The organism is Prevotella sp. FD3004 (genome assembly GCF_000746155.1).
Lineage (GTDB): Bacteria > Bacteroidota > Bacteroidia > Bacteroidales > Bacteroidaceae > Prevotella.
The window spans coordinates 85,124-100,378 of record NZ_JQKR01000011.1; the positions used below are offsets into that span (position 1 = coordinate 85,124).

A 15,255-nucleotide genomic window follows, 5' to 3' on the forward strand; every position below is an offset into this window, starting at 1 on the left:
TATGAAGAAACTGATGATATTTATGTCCGCAGCCCTGCTGCTGTCGAGTTGCGGACTTTATAACAAGTACGAGCGTCCTGAGGTTGACACCAAAGGTATCGTTCGTGATACCCAGTCGCTGACCGATACGCTTGCTGTACAGGATACCATCTCGTTTGGTAATATGCCGTGGCGAAGTGTGTTCACCGATCCTCAGTTGCAGGTACTCATCCAGCAAGGCCTCGACAACAATCCCGACTTGTTGAATGCTGCCCTCAATGTGAAGATGGTGAACGAGGCCTTGAAGATTGCCAAACTGGCATTCTTGCCTTCGGTTGCTCTCAGTCCTCAAGGTACTCTGACCTCGTTCGACGGTGCTGCAGCTACGAAGTCATATTCGCTTCCAGTGTCAGCTAGTTGGAATGTTGATCTGTTTGGCAATCTGCTTAGTGCTAAGCGTTCGGCCCAGATGCAGCTCCTTGCCACCAAAGACTATCAGACGGTGGTGAAGACCAATGTTATTTCGACAATCGCCAACCTGTATTATACTCTGTTGATGATTGACCGTCAGTTGGAGATTGTTACCGATATGGAGCAGTTGACTAAGGAAACTTGGGAGAAGATGCGGTTCATGCACGATAACCGTATAGGCTATCGTTCTACGGCCGTTCAGAGCGCCGAGGCTGCCTACTATCAGGTTCAGGCTCAGCACATCGACCTTCAGCGCCAGATGCGTGAGACGGAGAATTCACTCTCCCTGCTGCTCGGGCAGCCAGGTCAGGCTATTCCCCGTGGCAAGTTCAATGACCAGTCTCTGCCTACTGAACTCTCTACAGGTGTAGGCATCCAGATGTTGGCCAACCGTGCTGATGTTCACTCTTACGAGATGGCACTCGCTCAGTGTTTCTATGATGTGGAGACGGCTCGTAGCCGCTTCTATCCTAACATCACCATCACAGGTACTGCCGCCTTTACCAATCAGAATGGTCTGGTTAATCCTGGTAAGTGGCTTCTCTCGGCTGTTGGTTCGCTCACTCAGCCCATCTTCCAGCACGGACAGATTGTGGCTGGTCTTAAAGTGGCTAAGATGCAGTATGAGCAGGCCTATAATACTTGGCAGAATGCTATCTACAAAGCAGGCAACGAGGTGTCTAACGCCCTTGTGGCTTACAACTCGTATGCCCAGAAGGCAGAGCTCGACGGCAAGCGCGTTAATGTGCTGAAGCAGAATGTCGAGGATACCAAGAAACTGATGGAGTCATCGTCAAACACCACCTACCTTGAGGTGATTACCGCTCAGAGCAATCTGCTCAATGCCGAGATCAACGAGGTGAGCGATCAGCTCAGTAAGATGCAGGCCGTAGTATCACTCTATCAGGCCCTCGGTGGTGGCGTAAAATAATTAATTAGGCATGGATTAAAACGGCTTTTAATAAAGATACGGAAAAAGTTACGTTTTCTTGAAAAAGAGTCGCGTAAATCTGTGCCCCCAAAACAAAAAGAATATGGCAAGTGAAATAAGTCCCAAAGCTGAGATTAGCCCAAAGGCGAAGATTGGCGACAACTGTAAGATATTCCCCTTTGTGTATATCGAGGACGATGTGGTGATTGGTGACAACTGTATCATCTTCCCCTTTGTCAGCATCTGCGACGGCTCGCGTATAGGTAACAACAACAAGATCCATCAAGGCTCGGTGATTGCCGCCCTGCCTCAGGATTTTGATTTCTGTGGTGAGAAGTCGTATGTTGAGATTGGTGATAACAACGTGATTCGCGAGAATGTTGTCATTAACCGCGGAACCCATCGCGATGGTGTCACAAAGATAGGCAATCACAACTTCCTGCTTGAGGGTACTCATATCAGCCACGATACCGTGGTGGGCACCAATTGCGTGTTTGGTTATGGTACCAAGATTGCAGGTGACTGCGAGATTGGCAATGGTGTCATCTTCTCATCTGGAGCCATTCAGAATGCAGGTACTCGTGCTGGCGATCTCTCATTGATCCAGGCTGGTTGCACCTTCTCTCATGATGTGCCTCCATACGTTATCGCTGGTGGTAGTCCAATGGAGTATGGTGGTCCCAATACGACGATGATGAATTATGCAGAGATCGATTCAAAGGTTCAGAAGCACATTGCAAATGCTTACCGCTTGTTGTTCCATGGAAAAACCAGTGTTTTCGATGTTATCAATCAAATCAAGGATCAGGTGCCCGATGGCCCGGAGATTCAGAATATCATCCACTTCCTTGAGAATAGCAAACGAGGTATTATGTGTAAGTAAATATAAATCCCCAGCCGATTGGTTGGGGATTTGTATTTTTTAATATGATGCTGTGCAAGGTATTCCTGCTGCGATGACGCGGTCGCGGATGACATCGAGTTGTTCGTGAGTGGCTTTGAGCAGACCTTGTGTGGGTGTCTCGCGGTCAATCGTGTAAATCATGACCTGTTGGGGAGCAATTTCCTTGACAGCCTCCAACCAGGGGTTGACGTACTCGTCGCCTGTATTGTCTATCGATTCATTGTTGCAGACGCCGCGCATAAACATGGTCTGTATGATGACATGGCCGTGGAAGGCTTTCAGTCGCTCAATGATGACGTTGACGTCGTAGGTGCCGTTCGGATGGTCTACCTTATTAATATATGTAGGATCTACGGTGTCGAGTTTAAGGATGTTATTGTCTACTCGCATCAGGGCATCGTGTACTTTCTGTCGGTGAATCATCGTGGAATTGCTGAGCACACTGACTTTTGCCTTGGGACAATATTGGTTGCGCAAACGGATGGTATCGTCGATGATCTCAGCAAAGTGCGGGTGACAGGTCGGCTCGCCGTTGCCAGCAAAGGTCAGTACGTCGGGCAACTGTCCTTCTGCAGTCATCTGCTGTAGTCTTTCCTCTAATTTCTCTGCCACTTCCTCGCGGGTGGGTAGCGGCAGGGTGGGGCGATGGTCTTCGTTGAAGCCGCATTCACAATAGATGCAATCGAAACTGCACACCTTACCGTCGGCAGGCAGAAGGTTGATGCCCAGTGAGATGCCCAGCCTGCGACTGTGAACAGGTCCGAAAATCGGTGAAGGATAAATAATCGTACTCATATTGGGTGCAAAATTACTAAATTATTTTGTGATGCAAAAAAAATATCGTAACTTTGCAGCCAAAATCGATTTTTACGTACGTAAATTAATGAATAGACGTAGGAAGAATACTGGCAACCGTCGTGGTATGCAGCTGGTAACCCTCTGTATCAGTACGGCGATGGTGCTGGTGCTGTTGGGTATGGTCGTACTTTCTGTACAGACCTCTCGCAACTTGTCGCGGTGGGTGAAGGAGAATCTCACCGTAACTGTCATGTTAAGTGATGATGTGAGTGTCAATGGTGCCAAGTCGTTGTGTCGTGACCTTTATCACAGACCTTATTCCAGAAACATCGACTACATCAGTAGTGAACAGGCATTGAAGGAACAGACGGAAGCCATGGGCTCTGACCCCTCGGAATTCCTCGGTGTAAACCCTTTCCCTGCTACGTTGGAACTTCGGCTTAACTCGGATTATGCCAATCGTGATTCCCTTAAGTGGATTGCTGAGGAGTTGAAGAAAAAACCGCAGATTGCCGATGTTGCCTATCAGGTGGACCTGATGGATAGTGTGAACAGGAATCTGACAAAGTTGAACTTCCTGTTTCTGGCATTGGCGGTATTGCTGACGTTTGTATCGTTCTCATTGATTAACAATACCGTGAAGTTGAGTGTGTACTCGCGCCGTTTCTCGATTCACACGATGAAGCTGGTAGGTGCCTCTTGGGGCTTTATCCGCCGCCCATTCATGCACCAGGGACTGATTGTCGGCGTCATTGCGGCTTTGATTGCTATTGTTGTGCTTGGCTGCTGCGTCTATGGTCTCTATTATTATGAGCCCAATGTGATGACCGTGATTACATGGCGTGAACTGGTTGTTACGGCGGTTGCTGTGCTGCTGTTTGGCATCATCATCACGGCGGCCTGCTCTTACATTTCGGTGAATAAGTTCCTGCGCATGTCGGCAGGCGATCTTTATAAGATATAAAAGGCTTAAAAAGTAAAAAGTTGAAAAATGGATAAGAAGAATTTTGCATTCGACAAAGTGAATTATATATTGCTGGCCGTGAGTATGGTTGTTGTGGTCATCGGTTTTCTGCTGATGGTGGGTCCGAACTCGTCGGAGACGGCATTCGAGCCCGACATCTTCAGTGTGCGCCGCATCAAGGTGGCCCCAGTGGTATGCCTTATCGGTTTCGTGTCGATGATTTACGCTGTTGTAAGAAAACCAAAGAATTAAGATTGTATACCCATGGACTGGATTCAGACTGTTATTATAGCCATTATTGAGGGACTGACAGAATTCCTGCCTGTATCGTCTACAGGTCATATGATTATTGCCCAGAATCTGTTAGGCGTGCCTCAGGGCGATCCTTTTGTACATGCCTTTACGTTTATCATTCAGTTTGGTGCCATCCTGTCGGTGGTATGTCTCTATTGGAAGCGTTTCTTCCAGTTCGACAATACGCCAGACCCCATGGCCTTTACCTGGTGGCAAAAACTCAGGCATAAGTATTACTTCTATTGGCTCCTTATCGTGGGTGTCATCCCTGCTGTGGTCATTGGTCTGCTGGCCAAGAAGTCGGGCTTGCTCGACTGGCTGCTCGACAGTGTTGAGGTGGTGGCTATCATGCTGGTTGTCGGTGGTGTGTTCATGCTCTTCTGCGATAAACTTTTTAATAAGGGTAGCGAGGATAATAAGGTCGATGAGCGCCGTGCTTTCAAGATAGGTCTTTACCAGTGTATCTCTGTGATTCCTGGTGTGTCGCGATCTATGGCGACAATCGTTGGAGGAATGACTCAAGGACTTACTCGTAGGCGAGCTGCCAAGTTCTCGTTCTTCTTGGCTGTGCCAACTATGGCGGGAGCAACATTGCTCGATTTGCTCGATCTGTTGAAGGAAGATACGGCTTGGGCCACAAGTCATAACATCACCATGCTGCTTCTGGGCAGTGCCATTGCCTTCGTCGTGGCTCTGTTCGCTATGAAGTGGTTTGTCAATTACCTGACGAAGTACGGCTTCAAGGCATTTGGTATCTATCGTATTGTGGTAGGTAGTATTATCATTATACTGCTGCTCACGGGACATTCACTTGCAATGGTTGACTAATGAACTTTCAGGAAGGTGCTTTTATCTATATAAACAAGCCTTACCGAATGTCGAGTTTCGGTGCTTTGGCACATATTCGTTATGTGCTTTCCAAGCGTTTGCATGTCAAGCGTGTGAAGATGGGGCATGCCGGAACGCTCGACCCTCTGGCTACAGGTGTGCTGATCCTGTGTACAGGCAAGGCCACCAAACAGATTGAGTCGCTTCAGTTGCAGTCTAAGGAGTATACAGCTACCCTACAGCTTGGAGCCACGACGCCGAGTTTCGACCGCGAACATAGTGTTGACTATACATATCCGACGAAACATATCACCCGCGAACTGATAGAGGCTACCCTGCCTCAGTTTGTCGGTAATATCATGCAGCGTCCTCCGCTTTACTCGGCTTGTATGGTAGCAGGCGACAGGGCGTACGAATTGGCTCGTAAGGGGGTTGACATGGAACTGGCTGCAAAGCCTATCCGTATTGACGAGATAGAACTCACGTCGTTTGACCCTGTGCTGATGCAGATGTCTATTCGTGTGGCATGTGGAAAAGGTACATATATCCGTTCGCTGGCCCGCGATATCGGCGAGGCGCTTGGCAGCGGAGCTTTCCTGACCGCTCTTTGTCGGACCAGGGTGGGCGATGTAAGGATAGAAGACTGTCTGACGTTTGATGAGTTCCCTCAATGGTTAGAAAGAAATATTGATTAATATATATGAAGTTATCACAGTTCAAGTTTAAGCTCCCCGAGGAGCAGGTCGCAATGGAACCGACATATCATCGCGATGAGTGTCGGTTGATGGTGCTACACCGCAAGAGTGGTCGTATTGAAATGACTAAGAAGGATGAGAACGGCGAGGACCTCTTGGATAAGGATGGTAATCCCGTCTATCTTGATTTCCGCAACATCCTTGACTACTTTGACGAGGACGATACCTTTATCTTTAATGATACAAAGGTGTTTCCTGCTCGCCTCTATGGCACAAAAGAGAAGACAGACGCGAAGATTGAGGTTTTCCTGCTGAGAGAACTGAATCCGGAACTGCGCCTTTGGGATGTGCTTGTAGAACCGGCTCGTAAGATCCGTATTGGCAACAAGCTCTTCTTCGAAGACGACGGCCCTATGGTGGCTGAGGTCATCGACAACACGACGAGCCGTGGCCGTACGCTGCGTTTCCTCTACGACTGTCCTCACGACGAGTTCAAACGCGAGTTGTTTGCCTTGGGTGCTGCTCCGCTGCCCCGCTACATCATTGACAAGCGCGAGGCCACAGCCGAGGATATGGACAACTTCCAGACCATCTATGCTAAGAACGAGGGTGCTGTGACGGCTCCTGCTACAGGCCTGCACTTCAGCCGTGAGCTATTGAAGCGTATGGAGATCAGGGGCATTAACTTCGCCTATATCACGCTTCACTGCGGATTGGGTAATTTCGATGCCATTGAAGTGGAAGACCTGACAAAGCACAAGATGTCGTCAGAGCAGATGTTCATCAGCAAGGAAGCCTGTGATTTGGTGAATAAGACCAAGCTGGAGGGCCACCGTGTATGTTGTGTCGGTACGAGTACTGCCCGTGCCACAGAGACAGCTGTTGGTACCGATGGTATGCTGAAGGAGTTTGAGGGATGGACCAACAAGTTCATCTTCCCGCCTTATGACTTCGGCATGTGTAATGCATTGATTGGTAACTTCTACCATCCTGAGTCAACCATGATGATGTCTGAATGTTCCTTCGGTGGCTATGAGCTGGTTTACGAAGGTTATAAGAAGGCCGTCAAGAATGGCTATAAGTTTGGCTGCTATGGCGACGCCATGCTGATACTCGACGATTAATTCAGAGGTGATGCATCAGGTCTATCTCGGATTAGGAAGTAATCAGGGCGACAGGGAGTCACAGATAGCCCGTGCCATAGAGCTCATCGGTGAGCGGGTGGGGCAAGTGCTCCGCCAGTCGTCGATTATCGAGACCAAGCCGTGGGGATTCATGTCGGGCAATCTGTTCCTCAATTGTGCTATCTACTGTGAGACGGAACTCATGCCGCGTAAACTTCTTCAGGTGACTAAGGAAATTGAACGCGAACTCGGCCGTAGGCATAAGGGCGGTGCCTATCGTGATCGCACCATTGATATCGACATTCTGCTCTACGACGATATAACCATCGACGAGCCCGACCTTCAGATTCCACATCCGCTGATGGAACAACGCGATTTCGTGATGATGCCCCTTAATGAGATAAGAGATTCTTATAAATAAAAAATCCCGCCGATTGGCGGGACTTTTTTATTTGCGGAGACCTAAAGCCTTGATAATCGCACGATAACGATTGATGTCGTTGTTGTAGAGGTACTTCAGCAACTTGCGACGCTTACCAACCAGCATGGTCAGTGAACGAGCGGTGTTGTGGTCCTTGCGGTTCTTCTTCAGGTGCTCAGTCAGGTGAGAGATACGATAGCTGAAGAGAGCAATCTGAGCCTCAGCAGAACCAGTGTCCTGTGCGCTCTTGCCATACTGACCGAAGATCTCTTCCTTCTTTGCTTTGTCTAAATACATAATTGTAATGTGATTAATGTTGTTTGCAATAACATCTTTCCGACGCTTTATCCTACCTAATCACTAGTGGTTTACGTCGTCAAATGTTTCGGATTTTCCGAAATGCGGCTGCAAAGGTAATACATTTTTTACATTCTACCAAATTTTTTTGGTACGGATTACACGGATTAACGAAGATTTTGATGTTTTTTGGGTGTTAAAATGAAAAAATCCGTAAAATCCGTGTGATCCGTGCCTATTTTTTCGTAACTTTGCACCCGCAAAACAGTTTTATTTATATGCAGGATATCAGAAATATCGCAATTATTGCACATGTAGACCACGGAAAGACAACACTTGTGGACAAAATGATGCTGGCAGGCCATCTGTTCCGTGACGGACAGAATCTCAGCAATCAGGTGCTCGACGCAAATGACCTGGAGCGTGAGCGCGGCATAACAATCCTTTCTAAGAATGTATCTATTAATTGGAAAGGCGTGAAAATCAATATCATTGATACACCAGGACACTCAGACTTCGGTGGCGAGGTAGAGCGTGTCCTGAATATGGCAGACGGCTGTCTGCTGTTGGTCGACGCATTTGAGGGCCCGATGCCCCAGACGCGTTTCGTTTTGCAGAAGGCTCTTCAGATTGGTTTGAAACCCATTGTGGTTGTCAATAAGGTCGACAAGCCCAACTGCCGTCCAGAAGAAGTGTATGAGATGGTGTTCGACCTGATGTTCTCGCTGAATGCTACAGAAGATCAGCTAGACTTTCCTGTCGTTTACGGTTCAGCCAAGAATGGCTGGATGGGTGAGGACTGGAAGACCCCAACCGATAATATCACATATCTGCTCGATAAGATTATCGAGATGATTCCTGCTCCTAAGCAGATTGAGGGAACGCCTCAGATGCTGATTACGTCACTTGACTATTCAAGCTATCAGGGTCGTATCGCCGTAGGTCGTGTTCATCGCGGCCAGCTGAAGGACGGCATGCAGGTGACCATCGCCCATCGCGACGGAAGCATGGAGAAGACGAGAATCAAGGAACTGCATACCTTCGAAGGTATGGGCCATGTACATACAGACTCAGTGGACTGCGGTGATATCTGTGCCGTTATCGGACTTGAGAAGTTCGAGATTGGCGATACCATCTGCGATATTGAGAATCCTGAGCCCATGACGCCTATCGCCATCGACGAACCAACCATGTCGATGCTCTTCATGATCAACGACTCTCCTTTCTTCGGTAAGGAAGGTAAGTTCGTCACCTCACGCCATATCAACGACCGTCTGGAGAAGGAACTCGAGAAGAACCTCGCCTTGCGTGTGGAGCCTTTCGAGGACTCTACCGATAAGTGGATCGTCTCAGGCCGTGGTGTGCTCCACCTCTCTGTGCTGGTAGAGACCATGCGTCGTGAGGGCTATGAGCTGCAGGTAGGTCAGCCTCAGGTAATCTATAAGGAGGTCGACGGCGTGAAGCACGAGCCTATTGAGGAGTTGACCATCAACGTGCCCGAGGAGTTCTCGTCGAAGATGATCGATATGGTCACCCGTCGTAAGGGAGAGATGACCTCGATGGAGAGTCAGGGCGAGCGTGTGAACATCGAGTTCGATATTCCCTCACGCGGTATTATCGGTCTGCGTACCAATGTGCTGACAGCCTCTCAGGGCGAGGCCATCATGGCCCACCGTTTCAAGGAGTATCAGCCTTACAAGGGTGAGATTGAGCGTCGTGTAAACGGTTCGATGATATCAATGGATACCGGTAACGCCTTTGCTTATGCTATTGATAAGCTTCAGGACCGCGGTAAGTTCTTCATCGACCCGGGTGAGGACGTCTATGCAGGACAGGTGGTAGGCGAGCATGTGCATGACAACGACCTCGTGGTTAACGTCTGCAAGGCCAAGCAGCTCACCAACGTCCGTGCCTCTGGTACCGACGACAAGGCCCGCATCATTCCTAAGACCGTGATGTCGCTGGAGGAGTGCCTTGAGTACATCAAGCAGGATGAACTTGTCGAGGTGACACCCAAGTCGATGCGAATGCGTAAGACCATCCTCGACCACGATCAAAGAAAGAAAGCCAATAAGGTTTAAACATATCACATATCCCCAGCCCAATCGGCTGGGGATATTTTTTTATATCTTTATCTTTACTCAATAGAGGTTGAAACTTGTGGTGTAGCCTCTTGTGATGCGCTCGCCCTTGCGGTTCTCCTGCTCCAATGCGAAACAGACCTTATTCCTGTAATCTTCACGTACTAATAATCTGTTGAAAAGTGGCATTCCTTTCACTTGTTCGGATGTCTGTTCCCATAAGTTCCCATGTAGGGAACTGTCTGTTCCTCCCTTGGGAACAATCAGTTCCCACGTTGGGAACACACTGTTCCCCTTATCCCTTCTATTAGGGAACAACCGACAACCAGCAATATATATCCCATACGATATCCCCTTTTGATGAAAAACAACAAATAATTCTTCAAAAGTTATTATATGTCGATGATTATGTGTACCTTTGCAGATATGAAAACTAAAAACAATACTTTATCATCTACTCAACCGCAAGAAGCTTTCCGCGAGAAGGTCAGTCATTATCTGGTGTGTTTCATTGAGAGTTGCCCGCTTCGTGAGCAGTGTCTGCGCTGGCTGGTAGGACAATATGCCGACACCATGCCCTTGGCCTATAACGCCATCAATCCCCGCAATCCAAAGATTGGTGGAGAGAAGTGCGTGATGTTCCGCAAAGAGCAGCGTGTGGTGATGAAACGAGGACTGACACACCTGTATCTGGAGATGCCGGGACTGGTGGAACATCGCGTCCGCCGCATGCTCATCGGTATGTGGGGCCACAAGAAATACTATGAGGTCCGCAAGGGCGACCGCCTCATCACTCCAGAGATGCAGAACGACGTGGAAACCGTCTGCCGCTACCACGGATGGAAAGGTCCTATCGTCTACGACGGCGAAGAAGAATCCTGGCTGTGGTAACAGAATCTCCAGCCTTTGAAAGATATAGAAGGATTGCTGAAGATCTTTTATGCGTCGGCGAAGAGTTTGCCATCGTCGAGGGTAATCTGAAGTTTGGTGTACTCCGAGTGAAAATCGTTCTTCAGCCGATCGAGGTAGCGAGCGCACTCCCATTTGCACATGGGGAGGTCGTGGAGCAGGTAGTTGCCACAAGCCTCAGGACGGGTGGCTGGCACTTCTGTCTGGGTGAGAATCCACTCCAGACACTCGATGGTAAGACGTCGCATATCCTCGACGGAATAAGTGCCTGTCATGATGATGTACATGCCTGTGAGGCAGCCCATGGGTCCTACATATACTACATCCTCCTTTGCCTCGCTGTTGCGAAACCAGGTAGCCATGAGGTGTTCTATACTGTGAATCGCTGCAGGGGCAACGGCTGGCTCCTTGTTGGGCTCGGTGATGCGCAGATCGAAGGTAGTGAATCCTTTGTCTTCGCGTGATACGTAGATACCTGGCTTCAGGTGTGTGTGGTCGATGGTGAAACTCTGTATGACTTCCATAACTTAAAGACTTTCGATGAATGTTTTGGTGGTCTGGAAAGATTTCTCGGCAACGGTTTCCCAGAAGTTGTGGTACTGCGAGGCATCGGTGTCGCGCAGAGGGATGTCGCTGATGAGACGGAAGGAGATGAAGGGTACCTTATAGATATGACATACCTGAGCGATGGCACACGACTCCATATCAACAGCTTTTGCCTCGGGGAAGTGGCCTACAATCTCGCGCATCTTATCCTTGGAGTCGACGAACCAGTCGCCTGTGACGATGAGGCCAGGCTTGGCGCCTGTGAGCTTGGCCTTCTCGAGCAGATAGGGGTCGGCCTGATAACGGGCAGGGAGGCCTTGTACCTGACCAAATACGGTGGCCTCGTCGATGGCTTTGCCACAATACACGTCGTGATAGGTAAGCTCTGAACTCACCACCACGTCCTGCAGGTTGATATCGTCGCCATTACCGCCTGCACAACCAGAGGAGATAATGCAATCGGGCTTGTACTGACGGATCATTTCTACGGCCTGTATGGCGGCGTTAACGGTCGCGATACCGCTCTTTTGAAGAATCACTTTGTCTTCAGGGAATAATGGACGGAGCTGCTTCAGCTCCTTGTCCATTGCTACAATCATTCCTATTTTCATTTGCTATAATTTGCTTTGTCTCTGTCTTACTGCCTCATACATCAGGATTGCTGCGCTAACGCTGACGTTCAGCGAGTCGAGTCGACCTAACATGGGGATTCGAATGTGGGCGTCGGCAGCCTCGCGCCACTGGTCGGTAAGTCCTGTCGACTCTGTGCCCATGACGATGGCTGTGGCATGACGCATGTCGTAGTCGTAATACTCGTAGGAATCCTGCAACTGGGCTGTGAGGATGCGAACACCATGCTCTTTGAGGAAGGCAATGCACTCGCCAGATGTGCAGACAGCTACTGGCACGCAGAACACACCACCGATACTGGCGCGGATGAGGTTGGGGTTATATAGGTCTGTCAGCGGATCGCAAACAATTACTGCATCGACTTTGGCGGCCTCTGCCGTGCGCAGAATGGCTCCAAGATTGCCTGGTTTCTCCACGCTCTCAAGTACGACAATGAGCGGACGGGTTTTTGCTGAGAGTGATGAGCATAACGTGAGCAGGGAGTGCTCTTTGCATCTCACGACGGCAATGATGCCCTCGGTGCTGCCGCGATAGGCCATCTTCTCATAAACCTGTGGCGTGACGAAGGTGGGGGCGATGCTGCCGCTGTAGTCGATTGTGTTGAGTACAAACAACTCTACCACCTCATAGCCGCAGGCGATACAATGCTCTATCTCACGTTGTCCCTCGACGACGAAAAGACCTTCTTCGCGACGCAAAGACGACTTCTGCTGAAGAGCCACAACGTGCTTGATACGGGCGTTCTGAACGCTGGTAATGATATTTTCTTCCATATTCGCTGCAAAGATAATAAATTTTAGGCATGGATGACGCGGATTTCACGGAATTTTTATAATTTTGCACACAAAATATAATTTGCAAGTTATGACATTATTAAAGAAGTGCCTGCCCGATGTGTTGGCAGTGCTGTTGTTTGCCGTACTGGCATTTGCCTATTTCTTCCCTGCCGACATCGAGGGACGTATTCTGTATCGTCACGATGCCTCAGCGGGGCGTGGCGCTGGTCAGGAGGGTATCGAATATCTGCAGAAGACAGGTGAGCGTAGCCGTTGGACGAATGCTCTTTTCGGGGGTATGCCTACCTACCAGATGGCTCCGTCGTATGGCTCTACCAATCTGCTGACGAAGGCGGTCAATGCCTATCATCTGTGGCTACCCGAGAATGTGTGGTATGTGTTTGCCTATCTGCTCGGCTTCTATATCCTGCTCAGGGCATTCGACTTCCGTCAGCATCTGGCGGCGTTGGGCAGTATCGTCTGGGCCTTCTCTACTTATTTCCTCATTATCATTGCCGCTGGCCATATCTGGAAAGTGTGGGCGCTGGCTTATCTGCCGCCTATGATTGCGGGCATCGTGCTGGCCTATAGGGGGAAATATCTGTGGGGCCTGCTGCTGACGGCTGTCTTTACGGCTTTCGAGATTAATGCCAACCATGTGCAGATGACCTATTACTATCTGTTCATTATCCTCTTTATGGTGATAGGTTGGCTGGTGGAGGCTATCCGCCAGAAACAGATGGCTCGTTTCGTGAAAGCCACAGCCACATGTGTCTTGGGTGCTGCCATCGGACTATGTATCAACCTATCTAATCTCTATCATACATGGGAGTATAGTAAGGAGTCGATGCGTGGTAAGAGCGAGCTGGTGAAACAGAATAGTGCTAATCAGACGAACAGCGGACTGGAGCGCGATTACATCACTCAGTGGAGCTATGGCATCGGAGAGACATGGACGCTCTTGGTGCCTAACACGAAGGGTGGTGCCTCGATGCCGCTGTCGCAGAGTGAGAAGGCAATGGAGCATGCGGATAATGATTTCCTGCCTATCTATCAGCAGTTGGGACAGTATTGGGGTGAGCAGCCTGGCACAAGTGGTCCTGTTTATGTGGGGGCCTTTGTGATGATGCTCTTTATTCTCGGTCTTTTTATCGTGAAGGGGCCGATGAAGTGGGCGCTGCTGGCGGCTACTATTCTCTCGATACTGCTTTCATGGGGTAGGAACTTCATGGGCTTTACCGATTTCTTCCTCGATTATGTGCCGATGTATGCCAAGTTCCGTACGGTGGCATCGATACTTGTTATTGCAGAGTTTACTATTCCCCTGCTGGCTATGTTGGCGATGAAGGAGCTGATGGATAAGCCTGAACTGCTGAAACCGAGAATGAAGTATGTAGGCATCTCTTTCCTGCTGACGGGTGGTATCGCCATGTTGTTCTCGCTGATGCCTTCGATGTTCTTTGACAGCTTCATCTCTTCAGGTGAGATGCGGGCCATCCAGAGTCTGCCAGCTGAGTATATCCAGCCGTTAGTGGCTAACCTGACCGAGATGCGTCAGGCTGTGTTTACAGCTGACAGTCTGCGCTCGTTCTATATTATCCTGGTGGGTACGGGTGTCCTGCTGAGCTTTATGGCGGGTAAGCTGAAGAAGGAATATGCGGTGGGTATTATCCTCGTGCTGTGTCTTGTTGACCTGTGGACGGTGAACAAGCGTTATTTGAACGACGAAATGTTCGTGCCCGAGTCGGAGCGTGAAGCCCCGCAGGCAAAATCTCAGACCGACGAACTGATTCTGCGCGACCAGAGTCTCGACTATCGTGTGCTGAACCTTGCTTCGAACACGTTTAATGAGAATGAGACCAGCTATTATCATAAAAGCATCGGTGGCTATCATGCAGCCAAACTGCGCCGTTATCAGGAGATGATTGAACAGTATATCTCGCCAGAGATGCAGGCTCTGTATGGTGCAGTGTCGAAAGCTGGTGGTGATATGACACAGGTGAAGGGCGACAGCATCTATCCTGTGCTGAACATGCTTAACACCAAGTACTTCATCTTCCCCTTGGAGGGCGGTCAGACGGTGCCCATCCAGAATCCCTATGTTTATGGCAATGCCTGGCTTGTCGACAAGCTCGACTACGTGAATAATGCCAACGAGGAGATGGAGGCCATTGGTAAGATTGATTTGCGTCATCAGGCTGTGGCTGACGCGAAGTTCAAGGAAATCCTGGGCGAGGCAGCAGAACAAGATACTGCCAGCACTGTGGTCATTACCAGTTACGAGCCTAACCGCTTGAGCTATGAAGTAAACAGCGGTAAGGGCGGTGTGCTCGTGTTCTCGGAAATATACTATCCGGGATGGACGGCGACTATTGACGGTCAGCCTGCCAAACTGGGACGCGTAAACTATATCCTTCGCGCCATGAATATCCAACCTGGTAAGCATCAGGTGGAACTCTCATTCTTCCCCAAGACCGTTGACAGAACCGAAGCTGTGGCTTATACGGCTTATGGCATCCTGATTCTTCTGGTGGTTGGCGCCGTGTTTGTGGAATGGAAGAAGAGACAGGATAAAAAACAGGAAAATTAAGAAGGGTAAAAAGATAT

Annotated in this window: 17 protein-coding genes; 11 read left to right on the forward strand and 6 right to left on the reverse strand. The window is 49.3% G+C overall.

What is annotated here, in order from left to right; genetic code table 11:
- Position 1 precedes the first annotated feature (1 nt).
- On the forward strand, positions 2-1,381 hold the full coding sequence (locus tag T325_RS02740; RefSeq protein WP_036910450.1) for an efflux transporter outer membrane subunit: 1,380 nt from the start codon (positions 2-4) through the stop codon (positions 1,379-1,381).
- A gap of 103 nt (positions 1,382-1,484) precedes the next feature.
- Positions 1,485-2,264 (forward strand): acyl-ACP--UDP-N-acetylglucosamine O-acyltransferase, encoded by a 780-nt coding sequence (gene lpxA, locus T325_RS02745; RefSeq protein WP_036910240.1) that lies wholly within the window; start codon positions 1,485-1,487, stop codon positions 2,262-2,264.
- Positions 2,265-2,303: 39 nt separating this feature from the next.
- Here lpxA and T325_RS02750 read toward each other — a convergent pair whose 3' ends face one another.
- A complete protein-coding gene (locus T325_RS02750; protein ID WP_036910241.1) occupies positions 2,304-3,080 on the reverse strand; it encodes a radical SAM protein in 777 nt (258 codons plus the stop codon).
- Positions 3,081-3,168: 88 nt separating this feature from the next.
- Here T325_RS02750 and T325_RS02755 point away from each other — a divergent pair, with 88 nt between their 5' ends.
- From T325_RS02755 to folK, 6 genes are read left to right on the forward strand one after another with little or no spacing between them, the layout of a single operon-like run.
- Complete coding sequence (locus T325_RS02755) at positions 3,169-4,047, forward strand: cell division protein FtsX (protein WP_036910242.1); 879 nt, start codon at positions 3,169-3,171, stop codon at positions 4,045-4,047.
- Positions 4,048-4,074: 27 nt separating this feature from the next.
- On the forward strand, positions 4,075-4,299 hold the full coding sequence (locus tag T325_RS02760; RefSeq protein WP_036910243.1) for a DUF3098 domain-containing protein: 225 nt from the start codon (positions 4,075-4,077) through the stop codon (positions 4,297-4,299).
- 12 nt (positions 4,300-4,311) lie between these two features.
- Positions 4,312-5,169: an undecaprenyl-diphosphate phosphatase gene (locus tag T325_RS02765; protein WP_036910245.1), complete on the forward strand. Its 858-nt coding sequence runs from the start codon at positions 4,312-4,314 to the stop codon at positions 5,167-5,169.
- Positions 5,169-5,864 carry a tRNA pseudouridine(55) synthase TruB gene (truB, locus tag T325_RS02770; RefSeq protein WP_036910246.1) on the forward strand — a complete coding sequence of 232 codons (696 nt, stop codon included), beginning with the start codon at positions 5,169-5,171 and terminating at the stop codon, positions 5,862-5,864. Before T325_RS02765 ends, truB begins: the two co-directional genes overlap by 1 nt.
- A gap of 5 nt (positions 5,865-5,869) precedes the next feature.
- A complete protein-coding gene (gene queA, locus T325_RS02775; RefSeq protein ID WP_036910247.1) occupies positions 5,870-6,988 on the forward strand; it encodes a tRNA preQ1(34) S-adenosylmethionine ribosyltransferase-isomerase QueA in 1,119 nt (372 codons plus the stop codon).
- A 10-nt stretch (positions 6,989-6,998) separates the two neighbouring features.
- On the forward strand, positions 6,999-7,409 hold the full coding sequence (gene folK / locus T325_RS02780) for a 2-amino-4-hydroxy-6-hydroxymethyldihydropteridine diphosphokinase (protein WP_036910249.1): 411 nt from the start codon (positions 6,999-7,001) through the stop codon (positions 7,407-7,409).
- Positions 7,410-7,436: 27 nt separating this feature from the next.
- Here the strand turns inward: folK and rpsO are convergent, their stop codons facing one another.
- Entirely contained in the window at positions 7,437-7,706 is a 270-nt protein-coding gene (rpsO, locus tag T325_RS02785) for a 30S ribosomal protein S15 (protein WP_036910250.1), read from the reverse strand.
- Between the two features lie 278 nt (positions 7,707-7,984).
- Between rpsO and typA the strand changes: the two genes are divergently transcribed.
- The gene (gene typA / locus T325_RS02790; protein WP_036910252.1) at positions 7,985-9,787 is read left to right on the forward strand and encodes a translational GTPase TypA; all 1,803 of its coding nucleotides are present in this window, start codon (positions 7,985-7,987) and stop codon (positions 9,785-9,787) included.
- Positions 9,788-9,847: 60 nt separating this feature from the next.
- On the opposite strand, the gene T325_RS12660 is transcribed toward typA, so the two are convergent.
- Positions 9,848-10,072, reverse strand: a complete 225-nt coding sequence (locus T325_RS12660; protein ID WP_156097624.1) for a hypothetical protein — start codon at positions 10,070-10,072, stop codon at positions 9,848-9,850.
- Between the two features lie 141 nt (positions 10,073-10,213).
- On the opposite strand from T325_RS12660, the gene T325_RS02795 reads away from it, so the two are divergent.
- Positions 10,214-10,678: a DUF6078 family protein gene (locus tag T325_RS02795; RefSeq protein ID WP_036910254.1), complete on the forward strand. Its 465-nt coding sequence runs from the start codon at positions 10,214-10,216 to the stop codon at positions 10,676-10,678.
- 47 nt (positions 10,679-10,725) lie between these two features.
- On the opposite strand, the gene T325_RS02800 is transcribed toward T325_RS02795, so the two are convergent.
- From T325_RS02800 to T325_RS02810, 3 genes are read right to left on the reverse strand one after another with little or no spacing between them, the layout of a single operon-like run.
- The gene (locus T325_RS02800) at positions 10,726-11,220 is read right to left on the reverse strand and encodes an S-ribosylhomocysteine lyase (protein ID WP_036910256.1); all 495 of its coding nucleotides are present in this window, start codon (positions 11,218-11,220) and stop codon (positions 10,726-10,728) included.
- Between the two features lie 3 nt (positions 11,221-11,223).
- A complete protein-coding gene (gene mtnN, locus T325_RS02805; RefSeq protein ID WP_036910257.1) occupies positions 11,224-11,853 on the reverse strand; it encodes a 5'-methylthioadenosine/S-adenosylhomocysteine nucleosidase in 630 nt (209 codons plus the stop codon).
- 3 nt (positions 11,854-11,856) lie between these two features.
- On the reverse strand, positions 11,857-12,645 hold the full coding sequence (locus T325_RS02810; protein WP_036910259.1) for a TrmH family RNA methyltransferase: 789 nt from the start codon (positions 12,643-12,645) through the stop codon (positions 11,857-11,859).
- A 91-nt stretch (positions 12,646-12,736) separates the two neighbouring features.
- Between T325_RS02810 and T325_RS02815 the strand changes: the two genes are divergently transcribed.
- Positions 12,737-15,238, forward strand: coding sequence for a YfhO family protein (locus tag T325_RS02815; RefSeq protein ID WP_036910260.1), 2,502 nt, complete (start codon positions 12,737-12,739; stop codon positions 15,236-15,238).
- Positions 15,239-15,255 lie beyond the last annotated feature (17 nt).